The organism is Bacillus sp. SIMBA_026 (assembly GCF_046535335.1).
Taxonomy (GTDB): domain Bacteria; phylum Bacillota; class Bacilli; order Bacillales; family Bacillaceae; genus Bacillus; species Bacillus velezensis.
Genome location: NZ_JAWRWX010000001.1, coordinates 1,843,102 through 1,869,891 on the forward strand (window position 1 = coordinate 1,843,102; position 26,790 = coordinate 1,869,891).

At 45.0% G+C, this 26,790-nt stretch carries 26 protein-coding genes, 2 tRNA genes, 1 pseudogene and 1 other annotated feature; of the genes and pseudogenes, 3 read left to right on the plus strand and 26 right to left on the minus strand.

The genetic code is table 11. The features are described from left to right. Window positions 1-141: 141 nt before the first annotated feature. From lonB to ilvB, 11 genes are all read right to left on the minus strand, one after another. Window positions 142-1,800, minus strand: a complete 1,659-nt coding sequence (gene lonB, locus SB847_RS08900) for an ATP-dependent protease LonB (RefSeq protein WP_007612897.1) — start codon at window positions 1,798-1,800, stop codon at window positions 142-144. A 150-nt stretch (window positions 1,801-1,950) separates the two neighbouring features. Beyond that, window positions 1,951-3,213 carry an ATP-dependent protease ATP-binding subunit ClpX gene (clpX, locus tag SB847_RS08905; RefSeq protein ID WP_007408149.1) on the minus strand — a complete coding sequence of 421 codons (1,263 nt, stop codon included), beginning with the start codon at window positions 3,211-3,213 and terminating at the stop codon, window positions 1,951-1,953. Window positions 3,214-3,484: 271 nt separating this feature from the next. Next, window positions 3,485-4,759 (minus strand): trigger factor, encoded by a 1,275-nt coding sequence (tig, locus tag SB847_RS08910; RefSeq protein WP_003152618.1) that lies wholly within the window; start codon window positions 4,757-4,759, stop codon window positions 3,485-3,487. 216 nt (window positions 4,760-4,975) lie between these two features. After that, on the minus strand, window positions 4,976-5,980 hold the full coding sequence (ddcA, locus tag SB847_RS08915) for a DNA damage checkpoint antagonist DdcA (RefSeq protein WP_012118117.1): 1,005 nt from the start codon (window positions 5,978-5,980) through the stop codon (window positions 4,976-4,978). Between the two features lie 117 nt (window positions 5,981-6,097). Next, window positions 6,098-6,697 carry a 3-isopropylmalate dehydratase small subunit gene (leuD, locus tag SB847_RS08920; RefSeq protein WP_007408146.1) on the minus strand — a complete coding sequence of 200 codons (600 nt, stop codon included), beginning with the start codon at window positions 6,695-6,697 and terminating at the stop codon, window positions 6,098-6,100. A gap of 15 nt (window positions 6,698-6,712) precedes the next feature. Next, complete coding sequence (gene leuC, locus SB847_RS08925) at window positions 6,713-8,131, minus strand: 3-isopropylmalate dehydratase large subunit (protein WP_007408145.1); 1,419 nt, start codon at window positions 8,129-8,131, stop codon at window positions 6,713-6,715. Between the two features lie 49 nt (window positions 8,132-8,180). Further along, window positions 8,181-9,278: a 3-isopropylmalate dehydrogenase gene (leuB, locus tag SB847_RS08930; protein ID WP_410561350.1), complete on the minus strand. Its 1,098-nt coding sequence runs from the start codon at window positions 9,276-9,278 to the stop codon at window positions 8,181-8,183. 20 nt (window positions 9,279-9,298) lie between these two features. Continuing rightward, on the minus strand, window positions 9,299-10,855 hold the full coding sequence (locus SB847_RS08935) for a 2-isopropylmalate synthase (RefSeq protein ID WP_007612906.1): 1,557 nt from the start codon (window positions 10,853-10,855) through the stop codon (window positions 9,299-9,301). After that, window positions 10,842-11,870, minus strand: coding sequence for a ketol-acid reductoisomerase (gene ilvC, locus SB847_RS08940; RefSeq protein WP_003152600.1), 1,029 nt, complete (start codon window positions 11,868-11,870; stop codon window positions 10,842-10,844). Before ilvC ends, SB847_RS08935 begins: the two co-directional genes overlap by 14 nt. Before the next feature lie 22 nt (window positions 11,871-11,892). Then, complete coding sequence (gene ilvN, locus SB847_RS08945; RefSeq protein ID WP_410561348.1) at window positions 11,893-12,411, minus strand: acetolactate synthase small subunit; 519 nt, start codon at window positions 12,409-12,411, stop codon at window positions 11,893-11,895. Beyond that, the gene (ilvB, locus tag SB847_RS08950; protein ID WP_410561347.1) at window positions 12,408-14,132 is read right to left on the minus strand and encodes an acetolactate synthase large subunit; all 1,725 of its coding nucleotides are present in this window, start codon (window positions 14,130-14,132) and stop codon (window positions 12,408-12,410) included. Before ilvB ends, ilvN begins: the two co-directional genes overlap by 4 nt. A 119-nt stretch (window positions 14,133-14,251) precedes the next feature. After that, window positions 14,252-14,503, minus strand: a binding site (T-box leader). Window positions 14,504-14,925: 422 nt separating this feature from the next. On the opposite strand from ilvB, the gene SB847_RS08955 reads away from it, so the two are divergent. Then, window positions 14,926-15,276, plus strand: coding sequence for a DNA helicase (locus tag SB847_RS08955; RefSeq protein ID WP_410561346.1), 351 nt, complete (start codon window positions 14,926-14,928; stop codon window positions 15,274-15,276). Window positions 15,277-15,315: 39 nt separating this feature from the next. Here SB847_RS08955 and SB847_RS08960 read toward each other — a convergent pair whose 3' ends face one another. From SB847_RS08960 to SB847_RS09020, 13 genes and pseudogenes are all read right to left on the minus strand, one after another. Beyond that, window positions 15,316-15,501 (minus strand): hypothetical protein, encoded by a 186-nt coding sequence (locus SB847_RS08960; protein ID WP_007408136.1) that lies wholly within the window; start codon window positions 15,499-15,501, stop codon window positions 15,316-15,318. Between the two features lie 250 nt (window positions 15,502-15,751). After that, window positions 15,752-15,825: transfer RNA gene (locus tag SB847_RS08965), tRNA-Arg, on the minus strand. A gap of 122 nt (window positions 15,826-15,947) precedes the next feature. After that, window positions 15,948-16,021: transfer RNA gene (locus SB847_RS08970), tRNA-Arg, on the minus strand. A 113-nt stretch (window positions 16,022-16,134) separates the two neighbouring features. Continuing rightward, complete coding sequence (locus tag SB847_RS08975) at window positions 16,135-16,644, minus strand: YfcE family phosphodiesterase (RefSeq protein WP_038459402.1); 510 nt, start codon at window positions 16,642-16,644, stop codon at window positions 16,135-16,137. Between the two features lie 15 nt (window positions 16,645-16,659). Then, complete coding sequence (locus SB847_RS08980) at window positions 16,660-17,256, minus strand: XTP/dITP diphosphatase (RefSeq protein ID WP_108655001.1); 597 nt, start codon at window positions 17,254-17,256, stop codon at window positions 16,660-16,662. A gap of 11 nt (window positions 17,257-17,267) precedes the next feature. Continuing rightward, window positions 17,268-18,005, minus strand: coding sequence for a ribonuclease PH (rph, locus tag SB847_RS08985; RefSeq protein WP_044801605.1), 738 nt, complete (start codon window positions 18,003-18,005; stop codon window positions 17,268-17,270). A 109-nt stretch (window positions 18,006-18,114) separates the two neighbouring features. Further along, the gene (locus tag SB847_RS08990) at window positions 18,115-19,200 is read right to left on the minus strand and encodes a GerMN domain-containing protein (protein ID WP_007612936.1); all 1,086 of its coding nucleotides are present in this window, start codon (window positions 19,198-19,200) and stop codon (window positions 18,115-18,117) included. Window positions 19,201-19,305: 105 nt separating this feature from the next. Beyond that, window positions 19,306-20,124, minus strand: a complete 819-nt coding sequence (gene racE / locus SB847_RS08995) for a glutamate racemase (RefSeq protein WP_410561344.1) — start codon at window positions 20,122-20,124, stop codon at window positions 19,306-19,308. Between the two features lie 7 nt (window positions 20,125-20,131). Continuing rightward, a complete protein-coding gene (locus SB847_RS09000) occupies window positions 20,132-20,572 on the minus strand; it encodes a MarR family winged helix-turn-helix transcriptional regulator (RefSeq protein ID WP_003152580.1) in 441 nt (146 codons plus the stop codon). A gap of 184 nt (window positions 20,573-20,756) precedes the next feature. Beyond that, window positions 20,757-20,843: pseudogene (gene gerE / locus SB847_RS09005) on the minus strand (spore germination transcription factor GerE); the annotation flags it as partial. Between the two features lie 31 nt (window positions 20,844-20,874). Then, window positions 20,875-22,401, minus strand: coding sequence for a recombinase family protein (locus SB847_RS09010; protein WP_071347927.1), 1,527 nt, complete (start codon window positions 22,399-22,401; stop codon window positions 20,875-20,877). A 140-nt stretch (window positions 22,402-22,541) separates the two neighbouring features. Continuing rightward, window positions 22,542-22,769, minus strand: coding sequence for a LexA family protein (locus tag SB847_RS09015; protein WP_073982288.1), 228 nt, complete (start codon window positions 22,767-22,769; stop codon window positions 22,542-22,544). Further along, entirely contained in the window at window positions 22,762-22,989 is a 228-nt protein-coding gene (locus SB847_RS09020; RefSeq protein WP_151296291.1) for a WYL domain-containing protein, read from the minus strand. Before SB847_RS09020 ends, SB847_RS09015 begins: the two co-directional genes overlap by 8 nt. A 107-nt stretch (window positions 22,990-23,096) precedes the next feature. Between SB847_RS09020 and SB847_RS09025 the strand changes: the two genes are divergently transcribed. Beyond that, window positions 23,097-23,285 carry a hypothetical protein gene (locus SB847_RS09025; RefSeq protein WP_410577547.1) on the plus strand — a complete coding sequence of 63 codons (189 nt, stop codon included), beginning with the start codon at window positions 23,097-23,099 and terminating at the stop codon, window positions 23,283-23,285. A 112-nt stretch (window positions 23,286-23,397) separates the two neighbouring features. On the opposite strand, the gene SB847_RS09030 is transcribed toward SB847_RS09025, so the two are convergent. Both SB847_RS09030 and SB847_RS09035 read right to left on the minus strand, forming a co-directional pair. Next, window positions 23,398-23,547, minus strand: a complete 150-nt coding sequence (locus SB847_RS09030) for a PhrK family phosphatase-inhibitory pheromone (protein WP_164972328.1) — start codon at window positions 23,545-23,547, stop codon at window positions 23,398-23,400. After that, entirely contained in the window at window positions 23,548-24,660 is a 1,113-nt protein-coding gene (locus tag SB847_RS09035) for a response regulator aspartate phosphatase (protein WP_410577549.1), read from the minus strand. It abuts the gene before it with no gap. Between the two features lie 299 nt (window positions 24,661-24,959). On the opposite strand from SB847_RS09035, the gene SB847_RS09040 reads away from it, so the two are divergent. Continuing rightward, a complete protein-coding gene (locus tag SB847_RS09040) occupies window positions 24,960-26,780 on the plus strand; it encodes a T7SS effector LXG polymorphic toxin (protein WP_410577551.1) in 1,821 nt (606 codons plus the stop codon). Window positions 26,781-26,790: the final 10 nt, after the last annotated feature.

Consider the following 26,790-nt stretch of genomic DNA (forward strand, 5'->3'; position numbering starts at 1 on the left):
TGTACAATTCCGGGATCGGGCAAAATCGGCTTATCCGCCTGCCCTGTATATAAAACAGTCTCTTCGTAGTATACCCTTTCTTTCTGTTCTGAAAAAGGAAAAGATGTCCTCCATAAAAAAACCCCATTATAAAAATGGGGTTTATACGGATTCTTTATTCATTTGGATATCAAACGGTTTTTGTTCTGAAGGTGGGTCAACCAATATGACGTCCAGCACTTCCTGGAACGTTTTTACCGCTTTAATGGTGATTCCGTCTATTCGTTTCAGAATGGACTGCTGATTTTCATATGGGATAATGACCGTTTTTGCTCCGGCCTGTTTTGCGGCTTTAATTTTCGGAATGACGCCGCCGATCGGTTTGACAAGCCCCGTCAGGCTGATTTCTCCCGTCATCGCCACCGTATGGTCGATCGGGATGCGGTGAATCGCGGAAAAAATCCCCGCGGCCATCGCGATACCTGCTGAAGGTCCGTCAATCGGGCCTCCGCCCGGAAAATTGACGTGAATGTCATAGTCTGAAGGTTTGATGCCCATTGTGCGCAGAACCGTCAGAACATTTTCTACAGATCCCTTCGCCATGCTTTTGCGGCGGATCGACTTCGATTGGCTGCCGATGCTTTCTTCCTCTGCAATTCCCGTGATATTCAGGCTTCCTTTGTCCTGCGCAGGTGTGACATTCACTTCGATTTCCAGCAATGCGCCGCTGTTCGGCCCGTAGACAGCAAGTCCGTTCACGATGCCGACTTGCGGTTCATCGGCGATTTTCTGCTCATTTTTAGGTGTAAGCTGACTGGAATGAACAACCCATTCTATATCTTCTGTCGTAATTTCTTGTCTGTCCTCAGTCACCGCCATGCCGGCGGCGATCTGGATCATATTGACGGCTTCACGTCCGTTTCTCGTATATGTGGTCAGCACACTGAGAGCTTCGTCAGAAATCTCTTTCTGAATTTTGTCGGCTGCTTTTTTCGCAACGATTTTAAGTTCATCCTTTTCCAGCTCGCGGAAAAATACTTCAAGACAGCGCGAACGGATGGCCGGCGGAATTTCATTCGGCATTCTCGTTGTCGCTCCGATCAAACGGAAATCTGCCGGAAGCCCATTTTGAAAAATATCATGAATGTGATTCGGTATTTGCGTATTTTCTTCACTGTAATACGCACTGTCTAAAAATACTTTTCGATCTTCAAGCACCTTCAGCATTTTATTCATCTGAATCGGATGAAGCTCACCGATTTCATCAATAAACAATACCCCGCCATGAGCATGGGTCACAGCCCCCTGTTTCGGCTGCGGAATGCCTGCTTGGCCCATCGCACCCGCTCCCTGATAAATCGGATCATGCACTGAACCGATAAGCGGATCGGCAATCCCCCGTTCATCAAACCGCGCGGTCGTCGCATCAAGTTCAACAAAAACAGCCTGCTTTTGAAACGGTGACTGTTTATGTTTTTTCGCTTCTTCCAATACCAGCCGCGCCGCAGCCGTTTTCCCGACTCCCGGAGGACCGTAAATAATGACGTGCTGCGGGTTCGGTCCGCAAAGCGCTGCTTTTAACGCTTTAATTCCGTCTTCCTGGCCGACAATGTCCTGAAAGCTTTTCGGCCGCACCTTTTCTGATAAAGGTTCTGATAAACTGATGGCGCGCATTTTGCGCAGCTGTTCCATTTCTTTTTTTGATTCTTTATCTATCGTCACTTTTTGTGTACGCTGGTTTTTGAGCAGATTCCAAAAATATAATCCGATGACTATCCCGAAAAACAGCTGTACAAATAATGCGATCCCTGTCCAACTCATGCTGGTCCCTCCTGAAAAAACGATTTATGTATCCAATTCATTCCTCTGTCCGCTAGTATCTCCCAGCAAAGCCCGGAATAAACATTTTCAGAAGGGTCAAGACAAGAAAAAAAACCTCCTGATCAATTCGAGTCAGGAGGTTTTGTCATGTTATGCTGATGTTTTATCTTGGCCGACAACTGTGCCGTCTTTTAATACAAGACGCGGTGCTTCACCGTCTGCGACTGTCGCTCCGGTAATGACACATTTTTCAATATCATCGCGGGACGGCAGATCAAACATGACGTCAAGCATGATGCCTTCAATGATAGAACGCAGGCCGCGTGCGCCTGTTTTACGCTCGATCGCTTTTTTCGCAATTTCAGATAATGCCTCGTCTTCAAATTCAAGCTCAACATCATCAAGTTCTAACATTTTCTTGTATTGTTTGACGAGTGCGTTTTTCGGTTTAGTCAGAATTTCAACCAGTGCCGTTTCGTCAAGCTGCTCAAGGCTTGCAATGACAGGAAGACGGCCGATGAATTCAGGAATCAGACCGAAACGGAGCAAGTCTTCCGGAAGAACTTTAGAAAGCAGTTCTTCTTTTTCCAGGTCTGCCGCTTTATTATCAGAGCCGAAACCGATGACTTTTTGTCCGAGACGGCGTTTGATGATTTGTTCAATGCCGTCAAATGCACCGCCGCAAATGAACAGAATGTTCGTCGTATCGATCTGGATGAACTCCTGATGAGGATGTTTGCGTCCTCCTTGAGGCGGCACGCTTGCAACCGTTCCTTCAAGAATTTTCAGCAGCGCCTGCTGAACACCTTCGCCTGATACGTCGCGTGTAATGGACGGGTTTTCAGATTTTCGCGCTACTTTATCGATTTCATCGATATAAATAATGCCTTTTTCTGCTTTTTCCACATCATAGTCTGCTGCCTGAATCAGCTTGAGGAGGATGTTTTCTACGTCCTCACCGACATATCCGGCTTCAGTCAGAGATGTAGCGTCCGCGATCGCAAACGGCACGTTCAGAATACGGGCAAGCGTCTGGGCAAGAAGTGTTTTCCCGCTTCCAGTCGGTCCGATTAAAGAAATATTACTTTTAGAAAGCTCGACATCATCCACTTTACTGTTGGAATTGATGCGTTTGTAATGGTTGTATACCGCAACCGCAAGTGATTTCTTCGCCTGATCCTGTCCGATGACATATTCATTCAGAATCTCACGGATTTCCTGCGGCTTCGGAACGTCTTTAAATTCGACTTCTTCTTCCGTACCAAGCTCTTCCTCTACGATTTCTGTACAGAGCTCAATACATTCGTCGCATATATATACACCCGGTCCTGCAACCAGCTTACGAACCTGATCTTGCGTTTTTCCGCAGAACGAGCATTTCAATTGTCCTTTTTCCTCGTTGAATTTAAACATTCTTTCACCCCTTAATCTTGTCTCACTTTTTCTTTTACCTGAAGGGCAAAAGAAAACGGTTCTTGCTACGATCGAGTATGTATTGCATTTTACCATACTTTCCAGTAAGACGGTAACAATGTGTTTCGCACTTGCACATTCTATATGTATGACGAAAAACAGCCCGGCAATGACTATCTTGCCCCAAGAAAAAGAGTTATATCATAATTGTACAAAACAAGGCACGAATTAATCGCGCCCTGTTTTATTATGTCTATTATTATGAACCATATTAACGGTTTTCTACAAGAAAATCAATTGCTTTTCGAACTTTTAAATCTTCTTTCATCGCGTCAGTTGAACCGATTGCCTGCTTGATGTTTTCAACCGGCATGTTGTAAGCTTCAGCCATTTTAGTCAGCTCAGCTTCAACTTCTTCGTCTGTTACTTCAAGGTTTTCAGCTTGAGCGATCGCTTCAAGAGTCAGGTTTGATTTTACGCGTTTTGCGGCATCTTCTTTCATTTGCTCTTTTAACGCGTTTTCGTCTTGGCCTGAGAATTGAGTGTAAAGCTCAAGGTTCATGCCTTGCATTTGCAGACGCTGTTCGAATTCTTTCAGCATGCGGTCAAGCTCAGTGTCGATCATCGCTTGAGGAACATCAGCTTCAGCGTTTTCAGATGCTTTCAGAACAAGCTCTTCACGCAATTTAGCGTCAGCTTCGTTTTCTTTCGCTTCTTCAAGGCGTTTTTTTGTTTTCTCAGTTAATTCAGCAAGCGTTTCAACTTCTTCGTCAATGTCTTTTGCGAATTCGTCGTTAAGCTCAGGAAGCTCTTTCGCTTTGATTTCATGAATTTTCACTTTGAAAACAGCTGGTTTTCCAGCAAGCTCTTCAGCGTGGTACTCTTCAGGGAATGTTACTTCAACATCCTTTTCAGCGCCTGCTTCAAGGCCTGTTAACTGCTCTTCGAAGCCCGGGATGAATGAACCTGATCCTACTTCAAGTGAGTAGTTCTCAGCTTTTCCGCCTTCAAACGCTTCGCCGTCAACAAAACCTTCGAAGTCAAGAACGACTGTATCGCCGTTTTCAACAGCGCCTTCTTCTTTCACGACAAGCTCAGCCTGACGCTCTTGAAGCGCTTTAAGTTCGTTTTGTACATCTTCGTCAGTAACGGCAGTGTCATCTTTTTCGATTCCTAAGCCTTTGTAGTCGCCAAGTTTCACTTCCGGTTTTACAGTCACTTTTGCAGTGAAAATCAAGCTTTCGCCTTTTTCGATTTTTTCAACATCGATTTCAGGGCGGTCTACAGGCTCAATGCCGGCTTCTTCAACCGCTTTAGGGTATTCTACAGGAAGTAAAATATCTAAAGCATCCTGGTAAAGAGCTTCAACGCCGAAACGCTGTTCGAATAAACCGCGGGGAACTTTCCCTTTGCGGAATCCAGGAATAGAAACCTGTTTTACTACTTTTTTAAATGCATCATCAAGAGCTGTTTTGAACGTATCCGCATCAACTTCAACCGTTAATACGCCTTCGTTGCCTTCTTGTTTTTCCCATTTTACAGACATGTGTTTCCCTCCAAAAATCTATTCAGGTTGTGTCGGTCTTCCATTCTAAAGCAATCCGCGGCTTTGTCAAAGAAAAAACCGCTTTGAATCAGAATCATTATGTAATGAACTGGCAGCCTGTCCAACCGTAATTCTCATTTCAGTTAAACCGCTATACATAAATACAACCACTATATTATAACATAACGCCTACCGCTTTCAACTATATGGTGTGATTTACAAATAAGAAATTTCTTCAATATCCTTAATCATCGTGCAGGCTTCTTCAAGTTCGCGGCTGTCAAACTCGTACATCATATGAAGTTCCTCCGGCTCAATGTCAATACCGTGCATCTCGTAACCGACCTTATGAAGCGCCGCCGCCCATAAATCTGCGTTCAAAAACTTCGGCATAAAAGGGTGCAGGACGTACAGATGCCTTCTCCACAGCTCCTCGACGGCAGCGTATAATGTAGGGTTTTCATTGCCGAGCGTTTCATCAAGCACCCGTAGAACGCGATGCAAAATCGGAGCCGCATCAGGCTGAACCGTTTCACTCGGAACCGCGGTCATTGAATCGCCGAATTTTGTAATATGAACCGGCTTGCTGTAGTCATGCTCCGCCATCAGCGTCAAAATCATCGTCTTGATAAGCGGATGCGCGCCCGGATCTTGAAGAATTGTTTTTAAGAGACCCGTGTATTTTGCAATATTGCGGTCTTTGAGAGAATGAATCAGATTCATTTGTTCAGCGGGGCTGTTCAGCACTTTTTCCGCATCAAGAATATCCTCGTATTCCTCCTCCCACGCTTCATCCTGCTGGTCGGGATCGGTCATTTTGCGGCTGAATTCGAGCAGCCGGTAGAATTGCTCCGCACTTTCTGCGGGCAGCTGGTTTTCTTCCAGCACAGCTTCAATTGTGCTTTTGACTTCTTCATATTGTTTCAGCTGAATTAAAATGGTCATGTACACCTGCAGTACGGTGAAATAATGCCCGTACCCTTCATTCAGCATTTTCTCGCAAACTTGTTTTGCTTCTTCCAATTCCCCGAGTTCCAGAAAACAAATCGCCATGCCTAAATGTACGTCGGACTCGGTATCGCCGTGGCTTACCGCCTCTGAGAACAGTTCGAGGGCCTCCTGATACTGTTTATCCTTCATGGCGGCCATCCCTTTATCAACCAAGCGTTCTTTCAGACGGGGGAAAGGAATGATATCAGCTTTTTTCTTGTCATGCGTCATACTTTATTTCCTTTCAGGCGCTATTTTTTTCAAGTGTATCAACACGCGTCAGGAAACACAAGAAAGGATGGTGCGCACGGTGAAAAAAGCCGCCGGACAGATGCCGGTCGGCTTTTTTCAGGCTTGAAGCCAAGAACTTCTTTTCGATTCAAACTGCTGTATGTCGTCTTCCAGCAGAAGCGTTAATGAAATTTCATCATAACCGTTAATCAGCATTTCCTTCCAGTGAGGATCGACTTCAAATGAAATCTCTTTTCCTTCACTGTCGTGAATGAGCTGGTTTTCCAAATCAACCGTCATGTTAAGAGACTGATTTTCATATTGACCGGCGAGTTTTTTCCACTGATCATACGGCATACGGATGGGAAGCATACCGTTTTTAAAACAGTTTTGATGAAAAATATCGGCAAATGACGGAGCAATGATGATTTTGAAGCCGTAATCATCCAGCGCCCAAGGAGCGTGCTCACGGGATGATCCGCAGCCGAAATTCTCTCCGGCAATTAATATGGACGCGCCTTCATAGACTTTGCGGTTTAATTCAAATTCAGGATCAGGCTCACCGTTCTCAAGGTATCTCCAATCAAAAAACGCGAATCTGCCGTATCCTGTTCTTTCAATTCTTTTCAAAAACTGTTTCGGAATAATCTGGTCCGTATCGACGTTGATCCGGTTTAAGACAGCCGCTTTTCCCGTATGCGTTTTTAAAGGTTCCATCTTTTCGCGCACTCCTTACACAACTGTTTTTTCTTGATAAAACTTTCTTACATCGACGAAATGCCCGTGAATGGCCGCCATTGCCGCCATCGCCGGACTGACAAGGTGTGTTCTCGCGCCTTTTCCCTGCCTGCCTTCGAAGTTGCGGTTGGAAGTGGAAGCGCATCGTTCCCCTTCAGGCACGACATCATTGTTCATACTGAGGCACATGCTGCAGCCTGATTCTCTCCATTCAAAGCCGGCCTCGAGAAACACGCGGTGCAGCCCTTCTTCTTCGGCCTGCTGTTTCACGCTTTGAGAACCCGGCACCACAATGGCTCTGACGCTGTCGGCGACTTTTCGGCCTTTGATCATATCCGCAGCCTGGCGAAGATCGGTCATCCGCGAATTTGTACAGGAGCCGATAAACACATGCTCGACTTTAATATCTTCAATTTTTTGATTCGGTGAGATTCCCATGTATTCGTACGCGCGGATGGCTTCTTTTTTACCGTCTTCAGAATCAATCGTTTCCGGCGCCGGTATTTGGGCATCGACCGGGAGAACCATGCCGGGATTGACGCCCCATGTTACCATTGGAGAAATCTCGCTGCCGTCTAACACGATGGAATGATCGTATACGGCCCCCGGATCGGTTTTTAACGCTTTCCATTCTGCGGCGGCTTTTTCAAATTCCTCGCCTTTTGGCGCGTATTTACGGTTTTTACAGTATTCAATCGTCGTGTCATCAGGAGCGATCAGTCCCGCCCGTGCTCCCGCTTCTATTGACATATTGCAGACGGTCATGCGTTCGTCCATAGACATGTTTCTGAATACTTCCCCGGTGTATTCAATGACATATCCGGTACCGAATTTCACCCCGTATTTTCCGATGACCGACAAGATGACATCCTTAGCAGTCACTCCTTTTTGGAGCGTTCCGTCAACGCGGATTTCAAGCGTTTTCGGCCGCTGCTGCCACAATGTCTGAGTGGAAAGAACATGTTCCACCTCACTTGTGCCGATACCGAAGGCAAGCGCTCCGAACGCGCCGTGAGTCGATGTATGGCTGTCTCCGCAAACGATCGTTTTCCCCGGCAGTGTCAGACCAAGCTCAGGCCCGACTACGTGAACGATTCCCTGGTCTGCGCTGTGAAGATCCGCAAGACGGACGCCGAACTCCTCGCAATTCCGTTCAAGCGCGGTTACTTGGCGCTTTGCGACTTCATCTTTAATGTCAAAACGGTTGACGGTCGGAATATTGTGGTCCATCGTCGCGAATGTGTTCTGCGGCCGTCTGACCTTTCTTCCCTTCTGCCTTAACCCTTCAAACGCCTGAGGAGACGTCACCTCATGAATTAGGTGCAGATCAATATAGAGAAGGTCGGGTTTTCCTTCACCGCTTTTTACAACATGCCGATCCCAAATCTTTTCGATGATTGTTCGAGGCATCATCTTTGTTTCCTCCCTCTACCTATGAACTAAGACCGCTTTCTTTAAAGCGTCACACTATAGATTTTGTATTCGAGCCGGCTAATGCGGCTTTTACTTTTTCAGTAATGTCATGCGTTCCGGCATATTGGCCGTCCCGGGCGATATCACGTGTACGGCTGCCGTCTGCAAGCACCTTTGCGACCGCCTTTTCCACCGCCTGCGCTTCGTTTTCAAGTCCGAAAGATGTTCTCAAAAGCATCGCCGCTGATAAAATCGCCGCAAACGGATTGGCCATCCCTTTACCGGCGATGTCAGGCGCAGATCCATGCACGGGTTCAAACAAGTGAAGACCTGAACTTGATAAACTGGCTGACGGCAGCATGCCGAGCGAGCCTGTCAGCATGGAGGCTTCATCGCTTAAAATATCGCCGAACATATTCTCAGTTACGATGACGTCAAATTGGCTCGGAGCGTAGATGAGCTGCATCGCGGCATTATCGACAAGCATATGTTCAAGCGTCACGTCAGGAAATTCTTTTGCGATTTCCTCTGCGGTTTCCCGCCACAGCCTGCTTGAAGAAAGCACATTCGCCTTATCAACGGACGTCACTTTTCCTTTTCTGCCGGCAGCCATCCTAAAGGCTTCTCTGACAACGCGTTCGATTTCTTCTTTCTTATAAAAAAGGGTATCGACCGCTTCCTTTTCTCCCGCTTCATTGACATACTGTCTGCTCGGTTCTCCGAAGTAGAGGCCGCCCGTCAGTTCCCTGACGATTACAAAGTCGACGCCGCTGATATATTCTTTTTTCAGCGGAGATGCCTCAGACAAGCTTTCAAATACGGTCACGGGACGCAGATTGGCAAACAGGCCGAGTTTTTTTCTGATGCCGAGCAGGCCTTTTTCCGGTCTGAGCTCCGGAGGATTTTGGTCCCATTTCGGTCCGCCGACTGCCCCGAGCAGGATGGCGTCGGATCTTTCACAAAGAGCCACCGTCTCCTCAGGAAGGGGGTTTTGATGGGCGTCAATGGCCGCTCCCCCGATCAGTCCGTTTTCAAATTCAAATTCATGTCCGAATTGTTCGGCAATGCTTTTCAATACATCTGCCGCTGATTCCGCCACTTCCGGTCCGATTCCGTCACCGGGAAGCAAAGCAATGCGTTTTTTCAAATCAAACGTTCTCCTTTCTATTACGAGCCGACCGCAGTCTGTCTCTTTAATCCGTCTATATTGCAATCCAGCACCAATTGCCGGTTCACGGCGTTCAAATATGCTTTTGCAGAAGCTTCCAGAACATCCTGCGCGATTCCCCGCCCTGATGATTCTTTTCCGTTCACGGTCACTCTGACGTAAACCTGAGCCAGTGCGTCTTCGCCTTTCCGGTTGGATTGGATGCGGTAGTCTGTCAGTTCAATATTTTTATCGATGCAGCGCCCGAGCGTATTATAAACGGCTTCTACGCTGCCCGCCCCCGTTGCCGCCTCTTGCATCAGCTGTTCGTTTTCCTGATTTTTTAAAGAGACTGTTGCAGTCGGCACCTGAGACGTCCCGTAATGCACTTGCAGAGACAAAAATTCATAGCCGATTTTTTTGTCCGTCACTTTTTCTTCTAAAATAAGAGAAATCAAGTCATCATCAGTGATTTCTTTTTTCTTTTCGGTCAGTTCTTTAAACATCGTAAAATATTTATTGATTTCATCACTATCAAACTGGAATCCAAGCGTATTCAGGCGGTCTTTGAACGCGTGGCGCCCGGAATGCTTTCCGAGTACAAGTGCATCAGCAGTCACGCCGACAAGTTCCGGTGAAATGATTTCATATGTTGATTTTTCTTTCAGGAAACCGTCTTGGTGAATGCCGGACTCATGTGCGAAAGCGTTATCTCCGACGATTGCTTTGTTGCGGGGAACGGCCATGCCCGTCAGTTTGCTGACAAGATCACTCGTCCGCTTTAATTCATGAAGATTGAGAGATGAATCGGCTTGATGCGCGTCATTTCTGACATGAAGCGCAACGGCGATTTCCTCTAGCGCGGCGTTCCCGGCTCTTTCTCCTATGCCGTTAATGGCGCATTCAATTTGATCAGCGCCGTTCTCAATTGCTGAAAGTGAGTTGGCAACCGCCATTCCGAGATCATCGTGGCAATGGGCTGAGAGCTTTACCCGGCTGATATTCGGAACGTGTTCCTTCATATATTTAAAGATGTTTCCGTATTCAGCCGGCGTCAGGTAACCTACAGTGTCCGGCAGGTTGATGACGCTCGCGCCGGCATCAATCACTTTTTCCACGATTTCAGCCAGAAACGGGAGTTCGGTGCGGCATGCGTCTTCTGCTGACCATTGAACGATCGGAAAGCGTTCTTTTGCATACTTCACCATTTCAACCGCTTTTTCCTTAACCTCTTCCCGCGTCATTTTCAGCTTATGCTTCAGATGAATGTCAGAGGTGGCGATAAAGATGTGAATCCGCGGGCTGGCCCCGTCTTTCAGCGCTTCCCAGGCTGCGTCGATGTCACCTTTGACAGATCGGGCAAGCCCTGTTACCGAACAATTTTTAATCGTTCTTGCGATTTCCTGCACGGCTAAAAAATCACCTCGGGATGAAGCGGGAAATCCCGCTTCAATAATGTCCACCCCGAGTCTTTCAAGCTGCTTGGCTATCGCCAGTTTCTCCCGGGAATTAAGGTTGACCCCGGGGGATTGTTCACCGTCACGAAGGGTCGTGTCGAAAACATTAATTTTGCGCAACGGAGACCACCGCTTCCTTCTTTTTGCCTTGTTTGACAAACGGCATCATTTCACGAAGCTGTCTGCCGACCTTTTCAATCTGATGCTCGTTTTCGCTTGCATTGATCGCATTGAAGCGAGGACGGTTCACTTGGTTTTCCACGATCCATTCTTTCGCGAATGTACCGTTTTGAATATCCGTTAATACTTGTTTCATCGATTCTTTTACCTTTGCATCGACTACGCGCGGCCCTGAGACAAAATCTCCCCATTGAGCCGTATCAGAGATAGAGTATCTCATGCCCGCCAAGCCTTCTTCATACATCAAGTCTACGATCAGCTTCAGTTCGTGCAGACACTCGAAGTATGCGAGTTCAGGCTGGTAGCCGGCTTCTGTCAGCGTTTCAAAACCCGCTTTGACAAGCGCCGTTAAACCTCCGCACAGAACAGCCTGCTCACCGAACAAATCCGTTTCCGTTTCTTCCTTAAATGTTGTTTCAAGAACGCCCGCACGCGCTCCGCCGATTCCTTTTGCATAAGCAAGAGCCGTATCTTTCGCTTCGCCTGATACATCCTGGTAGATGGCAAACAATGCCGGTACGCCTGCGCCTTGTTCATATGTTCTTCTGACAAGGTGTCCCGGTCCTTTAGGGGCGACAAGGAATACATCCACATCAGCAGGAGGCACGATCTGATGGAAATGGACGTTAAATCCGTGTGCGAATACCAATGACTTGCCCGCCGTCAATTCATCTTTGATTTCAGCTTCATATACTTTTTGCTGCTGTTCATCCGGAAGAAGAACCATAATGATATCAGCCTGGGCAGCCGCTTCTCTTACCGAAAAGACTTTATGACCGTCTTCTTGGGCCTGTGTAAATGATTTGCCTTGTCTGACGCCGACAATGACATCAATTCCGCTTTCTTTTAAGTTCAGCGCATGTGCGTGACCTTGTGAACCGTAACCGATAATCGCTACTTTTTTACCTGCCAATACGTTCTCTTTGATATCACCGTTATAATATACTTTTACCATTTTAATCTCTCCCTTTTTTGTGTTATACAATTGAAATTGTTTTATTGGATGACGCCTTCTGCTGGGTTCCCCTCGCAAAAGCCGTTGTGCCCGTTCTCGCGATTTCTTTAATGCCGTAAGGTTTGAGAAGCTCTATGAGCGCTTCGATTTTATTAGATTCGCCGGTAACCTGAACGACGATGCTGTCTCTTGAGACATCAACGACGGAAGCTCTGAACGGCTCAATGATTCCATTGATTTCCGTTCTGGCCGGCGGTGCGGAAACAACTTTAATCAGTGCAAGCTCACGCTGTACGATTGATTGGTTTGTAATATCCGTCACTTTCAGGACGTCAATTTGTTTGTTAAGCTGCTTTGTCAGCTGCTCTACGTCATTTTCGCCTTCCACATGGACGACAAATGTAATCCTTGAAACACCGCTTGTTTCCGTGTGGCCTACAGTGATGCTTTCGATATTATAGTGTCTTTTTGTAAACAGGCCGGTGATCCGGTTTAATACTCCCGAGCGATTGACCACCGTTAATGTGATAATGCGTTTCAAGGTTTCACCCCCACCATTTCATGAAGTCCTTTACCCGGCGCAATCATCGGGAATACTTTTTCGCTTTTGGCGACCCGGACGTCAATAACGGCCGGTTCTTTTGATGAAAGCGCCTTTTTAAGCTCTTCTTCCGCCTCTTCTTCCGATGAAATCCGGACGCCTTTAATGCCGTAGGCTTCTGACAATTTGACAAAGTCAGGCTGCGCCGAGAATTTGGATTCAGAGTAGCGTTCTTCATAGAAGATTTCCTGCCACTGTCTGACCATGCCCAGACATTCGTTGTTCAAGATAACCACTTTGACAGGAAGATTCAGCTGCCGGATGACATCTAATTCCTGAAGGGTCATCTGAAAACCGCCGTCTCCGAGGATGGCAACGACCGTGGCGTTACGATCGGCCAGCTGCGCTCCGATAGCCGCCGGAAGGCCGAAGCCCATTGTGCCGAGCCCCCCCGAGGTCACCCACTTATCAGCCTTTCGGAAAGGATAAAACTGAGCCGCCCACATCTGGTGCTGGCCGACATCCGTCGCCACAATCGCCTCTCCATTTGTGAATTGGTGAATATACTCAATCAGCTTTTGGGGTTTTAAGCCCTCTTCTCTGTTGTCTGTATACCAAAGCGGATATTCTTCTTTCCATTCTGAAAGCTGCTGTTTCCATTCCTCTGTCTGTCCCTGTTTTCCGTTTTGCTTCAATAATTCCTGAAGGACGATTTTACTGTCGCCGACCACCGGAATCTGCGTTTCAATAATTTTTCCGATTTCAGCAGGATCAATATCGATATGCGCTACTTTGGCCGATTTTGCAAAATGCTTCAGATTTCCGGTCACACGATCATCGAACCGCGCTCCGATGCTGATCAACAAATCACAGTGGTAAAGCGCCATGTTCGCTGTGTATGTGCCGTGCATCCCCGCCATTCCCAGAAATAGAGGATGGTCTGCCGGGAAACCGCCCAGACCGAGGAGCGTGTGCGCTACCGGTATTTGCTGCTGTTCGACATAATTTTTTAAATCTTCTGAAGCTTTACCGTGCAAAACACCCGCTCCGGCTAAAATAACCGGCTTTTTCGCACTGCTGACAGCTTCCACGAGCTTTCGGATCTGCAGATAGTTAGGCTCTTTTACCGGCTGATAACCCGGAAGGCTGATCTCGTGATCATATCTGAACTCTCCTTCAAATGCTGCGACATCCTTCGGTATATCAATTAATACCGGGCCCGGTCTTCCCGTCGTGGCGATATGGAACGCCTCTTTAATTACACGGGGGAGATCTTCCGGACGGCGGACTTGGTAGCTGTGTTTCGTAATCGGCATCGTAATTCCTAAAATGTCGGCTTCCTGGAAAGCGTCGCTGCCGATGACCGAAGTGGCCACCTGCCCGGTAAACACTACGAGCGGCAGTGAATCAATCATCGCATCCGCAAGACCGGTAACTAAATTTGTCGCTCCGGGTCCTGAAGTAGCAATCACAACCCCCGGCTTTCCGGAGACTCTCGCATACCCTTCTGCCGCATGAATCGCGCCTTGCTCGTGCCGGGGCAGGATGTGAACCAATCCTGATTGATAAAGCTTATCGTAAATCGGAAGAACGGCTCCCCCCGGATATCCGAAGATCATTTCGACTTTTTCTTTCTTTAATGATTCAATCAGCATCAGAGCCCCGTTCATTGTTTTTGTACATTCGGCAGACAAAGAATCCGCCTGTACATTTGTGCCCATTTTCAGTTCCTCCTTTTCAATGTTCCCTTCTAAAATCCAATTCATAAAACGCAGCGCCGGCTGACGCAAATAAAAAAGCCTTCCCACCCACATTCAGCCAAGCATTTCATGCGATAGCCAAAAGGGGCGAAAAGGCTTTGCTTTCCGCGGTACCACCCTTGTTTACGGTCATATGCAGACCGTCTCATGGATAATGATTATCCGTTTTGATAACGAGTAAACATTGCGTTCACTCGGCCGAGTCCTACTCTTTACATTTCAGACCGGCACTCTGAGGGGAGTTCACTTTGATTTGTTTTACCGGCTCTCAGCGTTACCGGCTCTCTGTGAAAAACTTCAGCAAAGCTACTTATCCTCTTCTGCGCTTTTTATTATGGCAGCTCTTTTATTAAAAAAGAACCTTCGTTTGTTTGTTTTTTCAGTGTTTTATGATTTTTCTTTTTAGCGTGAATCATTTATTTATTTTTGTTTGAACTCATATTACGCCCGTTTGCAGACAGTGTCAACAGCATTTTTATAATTATTAGACAATTTAGATTAATCAATCTACTTTGTATACGCTTTCATTACTGGTACAAAGGGATCTGTAAATATTAAAAGTTTTTATCATTTTTTTATTAATCTCTCAAGATTACATGAAATTTTTCCGTTCATATACGAATATGTCACATTTTATTACACGATTTTTCTCTGTCCTTCCGGCATGCTTGTCAGATATTCCGTTCGATTGAACAGGCTCTTTATACAGACATACGCATACACTGTTCTTATCTCGTAAGAAATGAGTGATGTCATGAATAAGATGTTATCAGGTATGCAGGGCCTGCCTCCTGGATTTCCGCCTTTACCGGTCTTACCGCCGCAGTCTTATTATCCCCCGGTCCCGATGCATACAGCACCATATCAAGGCGGCCCTTCTTTTCAGCAGGGATTTCCGTCATCCGGATACGGACAGCAGACCCCGCAAAGCACGCTGTCATTCGCCGGACAGCAATTCGTTCCGTACCCTTATACATCCGGGTACTACGGCCAAACCTTCAGTGACGTCGGCGGAAGCCTCGGCGCAGGGGTCCATCCCGGCGCGCTCGGAGGCGGTTTCAGCGGCCATGCCGGGGGCTTCAGCGCTCCGAGCGGATTCAGATGATACAAAAACCGGTCTCACACGGCCGGTTTCTTTTCATATTCACAGAGTATAACGGTCATTCCATTGATTCATTTCCTGCTCCGTATAGTAATCAGCCCTTGAAACCTCAACAATGATTAAACCGCATTGAGTGATTAAAAATTGCTTCAGTTCCTCAAACAGCTCGTCTTTTCCGCAAAAGATCGTTTCTATATTGTGATTTTTATATGCAAATGCGTACTTCAAAAGCTAATTCCTCCTGCTGTCTTTCTATCGATTATTGACAAAATGTATGATAGAAATTAGATAATTTACCACTAAAGGGCCCCTTAAGTATCTTTATACATATATTTATTACGGTAAATATTACATTAAGTTTCATTTATATTAAAATAACTTTACAATTTTCATCGAATACGGAACTTTTGTTTCGTAAAATAAAAAATAAAATACAAAAAAACCTCAAACCCATTGTCAGGGCTTGAGGTTTTTTATACGTCCCAGGAGAGATTCGAACTCCCGACCGACGGCTTAGAAGGCCGTTGCTCTATCCGGCTGAGCTACTGGGACATGAAAAACAAATATCTGCTGATCATTTTACCATGATATCAGCGAATTGACAATATAGTCATCCGATAAAAAAGGCCAGCGGCATCAGTTTTCACTCTGATGTCACCAGCTCTTTTTTTGTACGTCCCAGGAGAGATTCGAACTCCCGACCGACGGCTTAGAAGGCCGTTGCTCTATCCAGCTGAGCTACTGGGACAGCTTTTGCTTTATGTATCAGCGACAAGATTTATTATATACAGGTTCAAATCATAAGTCAATATTTTTTTAAAAACTTTTGATGGGGAAGAATGAAATCTCCCCCATCACTTGTTAAAAACTGATTGTATTCCCCAAGTCCTTCAATTCCCGACCCGTTTCGTCGTAAAATGTCACGGCGCCTTCTCTTTCTGTAAGAGTAAGAATGGCATAGCTTTTCACATTGCGGACTCTCGGAAGACGGATGCTGCCCGGATTAATCAAAAGCTTGCCCCGGAGCACTTCACTCCCGGCAATATGTGAATGGCCGAAGCAGACGATATCCGCCCCAAGCTCTTCCGCCCGGTAAAAAACAGTTAAAAGTGACTGTTTAATGCCGTGAAGATGCCCGTGAACGGCCAGAATTTTCTTTGAACCGGCGTCCAGAAGGAGTTCATCCTGAAACCCGCCGCCAAAGTCGCAATTGCCTTTTACCGTGTGATATGGCGTAAGCGCCGGATGTGCGGCGTCAAGCTCTGAATCACCGCAATGAATCATCAGATCCGCTTCGTCTTCGTGCCGCTTTGCAATCGTCTCCAGCTCGTCTTCAAGGCCGTGACTGTCACTTATTATCAGCACTTTCATTGCATACGCTCCCCCTTATGAATCAAGCAGCTTTGACAGTTTCTTGAGCGCCTCAGCCCTGTGGCTGATTTTGTTTTTCTCAGCGCTTGTCAGCTGGGCCATGGTTTTATCTTTATCTTTTACAATAAAAATGGGGTCATAGCCGAATCCGTTATCTCCTTCGGGCCCTTCCGCGATATACCCTTCAACATGACCTTCGACCGTTTTTGTTTCCTGCCCCGGCATGCTGACGGCAAGGGCGCAGCGGAAACGGGCCGTGCGCTGCTCTTTTTCGATGCCTTTTAATTCTGACAGCACCTTATCCATATTCGCCGTATCATCTTTTGCTTCTCCGGCATAACGGGCTGAATAAACGCCCGGTCTGCCTCCAAGGTTGTCCACCGATAAACCGGAGTCGTCTGCAATGACCATTTTGTTTACGGCTTTTGCCACGGCTTCCGCTTTTAAGATGGCGTTTTCTTCAAAGGTATGTCCGGTTTCTTCAATTTCTTCCGTAAATCCGATTTCCGCCAAAGAAGAGACGCTGTAGCCTTTCGGTTCGAGTATTTCCTTGAATTCTTTCACTTTTCCCTGATTGTGTGTCGCAATAATGGCTTCTTTCACGGTGATCAGGCCTCTCTTTCTTATTTCAGTTCAGGCAATGTTTCTCCCAGCACTTCTTTTTGCTTTTGAATAAGCGTCTGGATTCCTTTTTCGGCAAGATTTAACAGTCCGTTTAAATCTTCACGGGAGAATGTGGCTTCTTCGCCCGTCCCTTGAAGCTCTACAAAACGTCCGCTTCCCGTCATGATAATATTCATGTCGACTTCAGCCGCCGAATCCTCTTCATAATTCAGATCCAAAAGAAGGCCTTCTTCTTTATCCATCCCGACAGAAATGGCCGCGAGATAATCTGTCACAGGAGAGGTTTTGATAACGCCGCTTTTTACGAGTTTGCCGATCGCAATGGCCATTGCCAAGAAGGCGCCGGTAATGGAAGCCGTTCTTGTTCCGCCGTCAGCTTGAATGACGTCACAGTCGATCCAGATCGTCCGTTCGCCGAGCTTCTCCAAATCAACGACGGCCCGGAGCGCGCGCCCGATCAGCCGCTGAATTTCCATCGTTCTGCCGGAGACCTTTCCTTTTGAAGATTCTCTTATCGTTCTTTGATTCGTCGCGCGGGGAAGCATGCTGTATTCCGCGGTGATCCAGCCTTTTCCTCCGCCGCGTAAAAATGGCGGCACCCGGTCTTCCACAGATGCATTACAGATGACCTTCGTATTTCCCGCTGTAATTAAAACAGAGCCTTCCGGGTGAGTGATAAAATCCAAATCAAATGTGATAGGGCGCAGCTCATCGTGCTGTCTTCCGTCGTGTCTCATATTTTACCTCCGATTATATGTACATAAACCTTTTGTTCCGGATTGTGAATAAAGAAAGAGGCAGCCGGAACGCTAACCTCTTTTTTACTAGTATATCAAAAATCGCAAATTAAAAACTACCCGTATTAACTTGTGACGGCCTCGAAACAGGTTTTGAAAGGGATTCTCCTTTTTCATTCACCAGTTCTGATTTTCCGTTTACTTTTATAGAAACACTTTTGATCGACGGCTGTTCGGTTAACGTGAGGACGATGCTGTCCAGTACGCCCGATGACACCATTTTTGTTTTTTCGTCGGCGCTTCCGTAAATGGAGCTGTTAAAGTCCAGTGTAACCTGGCCGTCTTTTACTTTCGGCTTGCTGAGAAGCTTAACATCGTTATTAAAGTCCGTCAAAAGCCCGCTTGCTTTGCCCGGTCCGTCGGCGAGCTGTTCAACGGCAGCGGTGATGTCATTTGTTTCCGAATTGTCAATCCGCTTTGTGACAGGCACGTAGTATTCGCTCGTCTCTGTTTCCGCCAGATAATATACAGTCAGCGGATGGGTGTCTGTCAGATCATTCACTCCGGCCGTTTCAATATTAATCCCGTCTTTTCTGCTTAAGTCACCCGTAATCGGCGTGCCGCCCACAGGCATTTCTTTCAGTTCGTGCCCGTTGATTCTGATTTTGACTTTATCTATTGAGCTGAATTGGGTAAGCGTCCATGTAATCGATTGCAGGATTTTTTGTTCGTCTTCTTTTTTATAGTTTTTAAATTCCTTCGAAAAATCAGCGACAGCAGTGCCGTCTTTTTTAATATCGACGTTTACCGTCGTATCCACAGGGAGCACCGCTCTGAAGCCGTTCGGCAGGATTTCTGACACAGGCCCTCCCTGAACTAAATACTCAAGGGCCTGCTTTGCGGTTCCCTCACTGTTCGGAAGAGGCAGTGTCTGTGCTGCGACATAGCCGTTTTTATCAATCAGATACAGCTCTCGCATGACTGTATTGGCCGGCTGGTCGGCTTTAGAAGTACCGTTTTTCTCTGACTGCTTTGGTTTTGCCTGAATTCCCGCTTCATCCTTTACATATGAAATGTCTTGAGGCGGGTCAATTTCCCCGGCTGTTTTATCGGATTGAAACAAACCGCATCCAGATAACACAAAAGCCGAAGTAAGACATGTTGCAGCAATGACTGCAGGTCCTTTTTTCAGCATACTTTTCCCTCCTAAGGCTGTTTGTACTATGATGTATACGAGCCCTATCCGGGAAATAGACCGGGAAGCGCAAAAAAACCCGCCGTAAACAGCGGGTTTTTTGATTTATTTTCTGACCGGCTCTTGAAGGGAGATGCACTCGACATGGCCGATTTCGTGGCCGAACCAGTCTTCGGCAATTTTTGCGAAGCCGTTCCGCTCTCCCGTTGTAAGAAATTGATGCTCCGGTGCATGTTTCGATTGGTTTAACAAACCTTTATAAGACAAGATGGTGCTCACTTCTCTCGCCGTCTCGTCTCCGGAGGAAATGATTTTCACATGCTCTCCCATATAGTTCTGAATCGGATCTTTTAAAATCGGATAATGCGTACATCCTAAAATCAAGGTGTCAATTGATGTACCTTTTAAAGGCTCAAGCGATGCTTCAATCGCTTCCTCCGCTGATTCCTGAAGAAACCGTCCGCTTTCCACAAACGGCACGAGCAGCGGACAAGCCGTGTTCTCAACTTGAAGTTCTGCGTTTAACCCGAGCAGCGCCTGCTCATACGCTCTGCTTTTAATGGTATTGACCGTGCCGATGACGCCGATATGCTGGTTTTTCGTGACCTTTATCGCCGTTCTCGCACCCGGCTGAATGACGCCGACAACCGGAATATCCGTTTTGCGCTGAATATCCTCCAAGGCAATGGCCGTGGCCGTATTGCAGGCGATCACGAGCATTTTGATATGGTGGTTTTCCAGCAGGTAATCGGTCATTTCCCACGTGTATTGAAGAACTTCTTCTTCAGGACGCGGGCCGTACGGGCAGCGTTTTGTATCTCCCACATAGATGATATTTTCCTTCGGTAGCTGTCTCATGATTTCCTTAGCAACGGTTAACCCGCCAACCCCGGAATCAATGACTCCTATCGGCTGTTCCAACAAAATCGCCTCATTTTCTTTTCATTTCATGCTGCAGTTTCAATAATGATTTTTCGAAAGCGGCTGTTTCTTCTTCGGAAAATGTCGCAAACATATCCCGCAAATAAGCCTGTCTTTTCAAAATCACTTCTTGGATAATGCGCTCTCCTTCAGCGAGAAGATGAATTCTGACGACCCGTCTGTCAGCCGGGTCTTTGACCCGCTCGACAAGCTTATTTTTTTCCATGCGGTCTATCAGATCCGTCGTCGTGCTGCAAGCCAAATACATTTTGCCTGATAATTCGCCTATTGTCATATCCCCCAATTCATAAAGCCATTGAAGCCCCACGAATTGCGGCGGTGTAATTGCATATTGGTTAAGGATTTCTCTTCCTTTTTGTTTAATGATCGCAGCGATATGGCGGAGTGATTTTTCGATATCCGCAACATGCTCTACAGATTTTGATGTCATTTGTCCATCCCTCACTCAAGGATCTTTCTGGGCTATGCGCTCCGTGTCTATTTTCCTTCTTTTTTTAAGAAAATGCAAGACTGACGGAGAAAAAGGAAAACCGGGATTTTACCGCATGCCCAACAGCCCGGGCGCCAACGCAAATAACCGGCTCCTTCTCGAAAAGAAGGAAAACCGGCAAGAATCAGAGCTCTAGCTCACCCATTCTAAGAAGCTCGACAACAGCTTGCGAACGCCCTTTCACACCTAACTTCTGCATGGCATTTGTTATGCATATCTTTTGCAAACATAAATGAGAATGATCACTGGAATTTATAATGAAAATCAACGGTTCCATCTTCATGAATGACCAATTTTTCGATAAGCGCATGAAACGCCTCATACAAATCCTGGTCCTTTTTCTTTAGGAGACTGAAGGCGATTTTAATGTTGGTAATGTCAATTGATTCTTCTTCTTCACGCTCAAGCAGAAACAGCTTATCATTTAACTGTTCCAGTTGATCCTCGATCTCTTTCCGCTTGGATTGGAATTCGGCTTTTGAGATCATTTGGTCTTCGAGAAATAATTCCAGCAGCCGTTTATGTTTTTTCTCAGCTGCTTCAATTTGAACTTTTGTTTCTCTGATCCGCCGTTTCTTTTTCTCTTCATAATCTGATTTCACATTCAGTTTTAACTTACGGCCCTTCTCCTTGAGCTTTTCAATGACTATTTCGCGTAAGTCTTTGTACTGGATGGGCGGGTGAGAAATACACATGTTTTTCCCTCCGCGTCGGTAGGCGCTGCACTTCACATAATTGTGCTCCACTTTTACGCCGTCTTTCTTCCTGCGTCTATAACTGAACAGAATGACCATGTTCGCGCCGCAAACACCGCATTTCATTAAGCCGCGAAGTTCGTTTTTCGGATTGAAACGCCGTTTTTTCAGCACATGCTTTTTATTATTCGCCTTTTCGTAATCTTCCAGTGTAATGATCTTCGGCGCCCAATCTTTATAAATCGTCCATTTTTCCTCTGGGTTACGGATGAATTTTTTTCGCCCCCCGATTTTCACTTGAGTATACCGGTTTGCAATGAACACACCGCAATAGATCGGATTTTGTAAAATCCTTTGAACAGTTGATAGTTGCCATCGCTCATTCTGCTGAGGCTTGGGAATATTGCCGAGCAGCAATTCTTCATTTAATTTGTGCACAACTCTCTTTTGGCCGTAACCGTGATTATTGTATAAATCAAAAATCATGCGAATCACTTTTGCTTGTTCTTCGTAAATTTCAAGAAACTTGCCGTTTTTCTTATACCCATACGGAACCCGGCCTGAATGTTCCCCGCGCCTTGCTTTCGCTGCGAGTGCGCTACTTGCTGAAACCGATATTGTCTGTGGGTATTGAGCAGCAAACATGGAAAACATTTCGAACTTCATTGAGTTTTTTCCTTCATATAAACTGTCATATCCCTCTTCCAACGTAACTACACGAACGCCGTGCGCCAGCAAAACCTCTTTTATATCCAGCGCATCCTTCAGATCCCTTGCAAGCCGGCTGATGGATTTAAATACAACCATTTTCAATTTGTGATTCTTGGCCTTGTTTAAAATTAACTGCATGGCTTTACGGTCGAGAAGAATTGTTCCGCTTATACCATCGTCCAGCTGGATAGCCTCGTCTTTCCATTCATAGTTGTTTTTTTCAATCCAGTGATGGCATATGTCTATCTGGTTTTGTATGGATGTTGTTTGGCTATCCTTTTCAGACGAAACCCTGGCATAAACCGCGTAGGGATAATCTTCATATCTGATCAATTCCTCTGTATTTTTTTCCTCAAAAAACAAAATATCACCCCGTTTGCAAAAGGTACATTTTTCAAAATTATATCATAATGGTTGCGGGCAGCCTACAACTTTAACGAACGTAAGTTCTTGTCCAATTCGTACGCTGGCCCGGAAAAAGTGCAGTCAATAGAAAAAGAGCTTCAGAATTGCTGAGCTCTTTTTTCTAATTTCAGCGTACGCGGGCAACCATTCTGCCATGTGATGTAATTCTTTTCTTTTAATTTGTCGAGATGCCCCTTTACTGTGCTCGTAGAGCTTAAACCGAGGTGTTTCATTAACTCCCTATAAGTCGGAGCCACACCGTGTTCATTAATGAAATGAATAATCGCTTGCAGTGTTTCGGATTGCCTTTTCGTCATATCACGCATGATTCCTTACCCCTTTTTTATAATTGGCCGGGGCAACGGCAAGAATATTGTCTATCCTAAATGTTTTTGTCTGCCTACTCTTAAAACAAAATGCCCGGATAAAATTCTGTTTTACCTGGCGCACTATGATGGTTCTTTTCGAGACTGTTCCATCAGCTTTTATATAAATCATGTCTAATGCTGATTTTTCATTTAACGAACGATTTAGCAATGCTTTCATGCTGCTGCCCCTCCTTATTTACTATCATATTATACGAACTTTTGTTCTATTTCAAGTTGAAAAGAGAATATTTGTTCTGGTATTATTCTCTTCAGGAGGTAATTCAAATGAATGACTTTGAGAGGAAAGTATACAGGATCATCATTAATATGACCCGCTTCGGGAAAAACCCCTCCTTGGATGAATTGAAGAGAAAAACTGGCAAGGATGAACGCACTATTCGGGAAGCAGTGAAGAACCTCATGAGGCAACGTATGCTGAAATGGGATAAGCATAAAAACAAGTGGATGTTTTGAGACAATATAATGAAGAAACTAAAATAGCTTTCCCCCTGTCTCCGCTTATTCACGCGATCTAATGGCTGCCGCTAAAAGCATAAAAAAAAGCCCTGGCTGGGGCTATTGTTTTTTATGTGCCTACTGGTCGCTCTGCTAATTTTAGAGTACCCACCGGGCGCTCTGTTATCTTAACATCCGATGATGCATGATTAATTTTGACTACAGCTAAACCACTTAACGTAACGAAGGTTAGAGCTGCACAAAGAATAATTTTTTTCAATTACAATCCCTCCAGGTGCCTCATTTTCTCCTCGGCTAAAATAGCATGTTTAGAAAATTCAAGCGCCTCTTTAAAGAGTCCATGCTGCTCACAGTGTTCTGAAATAACCAAAGAAAGATCAAAAACGCTATCAAGGTCATTTACTTCGTACAAGTAAGAAATACCACCTCGACAAGTTTCAATGCTTTTCCTCTGATCCTGTTGCAGAAGTCCGTAAATAATATTTATTTTAGCCTCATACACCTTATTCTCTTTTCGTTTAAAATATTCCTTTGTCTTTTTATAATAATATGGAATTTTATTTACATCCCCTATTTTATAAAGCTCTTTCAAAAACATATACAGGGAATTTATATAATAAACCGAGTCCCTCCACTCTTTATTTCTGATGGCCTTTTTCAAGGCATTTATACAGTCTTGGGAACGGTTTGCTGCAGAATATGTAATACTTAAATTATGATGTATTAAAGCGGTGAAAAGCGAATCGTGAAGAAGTCTCGAAATTCTGATTGCTTCTAAATAACTTTCCTCTGCTTTTTCGTAAAGTCCTAAATCAGTGTAGTTTTGACCAACAATCATAAGAGACGTGGCAAGCTTTCGTTTATAGCCTTCATTTTCTCTATAAATTTGTAGCGCATCATTGATATAATTCAAAGAAATTAGACTCTGCCGCAGCAACATATACATAGACGCCACTTTCGAATAAAATTCAGCCCGCTCTATACAATCAGGTATATCTTTCAATTTTTTCTCTGCTATTTTGAACAAAGTAATTGCTTTCTCAAAATTTCTTTTGTGCGACTCATATAACGCTTCAAATAGAAAGAAATAATATTCAATCATATGGTCTGTTTTTTTTATTTCCTCAGCGTGGTTTTCATTAAAATATGAATGAGGCGGAAGCTCCTCCCCTTTCACCTGATACAAGAGCATTTTATGCCTTTCCTCCAACAAAGAATAATACATCAAAACTTCCTGATCCTCTTCCATCTCATCAAACAATGGTTTGACCTCTTCAAAATATCTCTCAGCAGACTCAGCGTCTTGTTGTTTTATCGCGATATACCAATCATTTAATATATTTGCAACACATTCAGAAGCCAGTTTACTCATCAATAAACCCCTCTTTCTACAAATATTCTAAATTTTCTCAAACAACATTCTAGCATACGTTTAGCATAATATGTAATATATAGGAATAATTTTCGACATGCCGCAATTCTTATTTCGTTTTTACGCAATCAAAGGAAAGGGCAATTCAACCTATTTTTAATAGTTCGAATCAACGGATAATAGTAAAAATAAACCAATCCAAAAGAACTGTTTTGTATTTGGAAGTTTTGTTATGTATTTACTCTGGCTTTCATCGTGGTAAAATTTTGAATAACATTTTATCGCGAAAGGATATGATCATGAAAATCTTTGAAGCAACCACTCTGCTTTCTGCCGCCAAACAACGCGCAAACGAATACAAAGAACTCCGCAACCAAATGGTCAATCTAAAAAAAGCCTTTCAAGGCATGGCTGACATCAATGACAATGATTTCTCAGGCCAGGGCGCTGACAATATCAAAGCCTTTTTCCAAGACCATGCAAGCGTCACAGACAGCTGGCTTGACCTGATCGATATGAAAATCGCATTTCTCACAAGCCTTCCCGGCAAGGTCGAAGACGCCGGACTTTCCAATTCGCATGTGGAGGAATCATTTCTTGAGCACGAGCTCACCCATGCCCTCAGTAAATCAAAGGCGATTATGGAGGAGCAGAAAAAGGACATGCGCTCCATCCTCGGAGAGATCGAAGACATCATCTCGCTTGATCTGTTTTCAACCGAAAACACGGATCAGAAGCTCTCTTCAGCTGACAAAAAAAGAAGCGAAACAATACATAAGCTCGGCAAGCTTGATCACGATCTAATGAAAGAATACGCAGAAACCGAAGCGAACGAACAGTTCATCCAAGCTGACTTCCAGCAGCTTCAAAACGCCACGGGCAAAGGAAAAAGCGCAACTCCACTTCACTACAACGCCAAAGCGTACCGTGAAAGTGACATCCATAAGAAAAAAGGCGAAATTGCAAGACATTCGGATGCTTATTTGACGATTAAAAAGGAAGAGGCGAAAGAGCGTGAAATCAAGGATCTGAAGAAAAAGCTGGCTGATGGTGTAACCGACCCGGATAAATATTTAGAAATCGCCAAAAAGGTTGGCTATGAGAATCTCACCCCTGAACAGCTTGAATTTGTTTCATTTCTGGAACAGCGTAAAGCTTTCATGGATAACGGAAAAGAAGCATTGCAAATCATAGGTGATGGCGCCAAAGGTCTGCTTGTTGGTGTATACGATCTTGCCAAGGATACCGGTGAAGGAGCACTTCAACTCGGACGGAATATCGGTTGGACAATTGACAACTTAAACAAAGATCCTCAAAAAGTTCTGGATACTGTTCTGGAATACGACTATCTAGGTGTCTTTCAAAGTATGGTTGACACATTGAAGGATGATTGGGATAAAAAGATGATTCACGGGGATGCATATACACGGATGCACTATGTTACTTACTTGGGCGGAAGTCTTCTGTTATTGAAAGGCGGAAAGTCCTCTGTCTCAACAGGCTCAAAAGATCTTGCTAAAGTTGGGAAGGCGGCTAGCGAAAAGATTAAAAATGGCAATCCATCTGTCAAGCCTTATGCCAATAGATATACCCCTGCATTAGAAGGGATTTTACAAGACGCCGGGAATACTATTAATGTTAAAAATACGCCGCTTTTAAAGAGATTAGTTCAATCAAAGGATGATTTGTTTACTAAAGCCGCACCTTATACTTACAGAGATGAATACGGAAACATCAAAACAGTTAACTTAAAAATGGGCCATCTTAAAAACCAAAAACATCCTAAAACTGGAGTTCCATATAATAAAGACGGTTTCCCAATTTTCAAAGCAAAATTTGATACGAAGATTGATTCTAAACTTTATAAGGAAAGCGATTATTTACAATTTAAAGATGCAACCTTAAAATTAAAAGAAGAAATTGAAAGAGATCCTTTACTTAGAAATCAATTCAATGACCTTCAAATCGAAATGATAAAAGCTGGTGAAACACCAGACGGATATACTTGGCATCATCACCAAGATACAGGGAGAATGCAATTAGTTGACCAAAAGGTGCATCGGAAAACAGGCCATACAGGAGGCCGGCACCTTTGGGGTGGAGGAAGTAAGAACAGATAGGAGTTGGTCA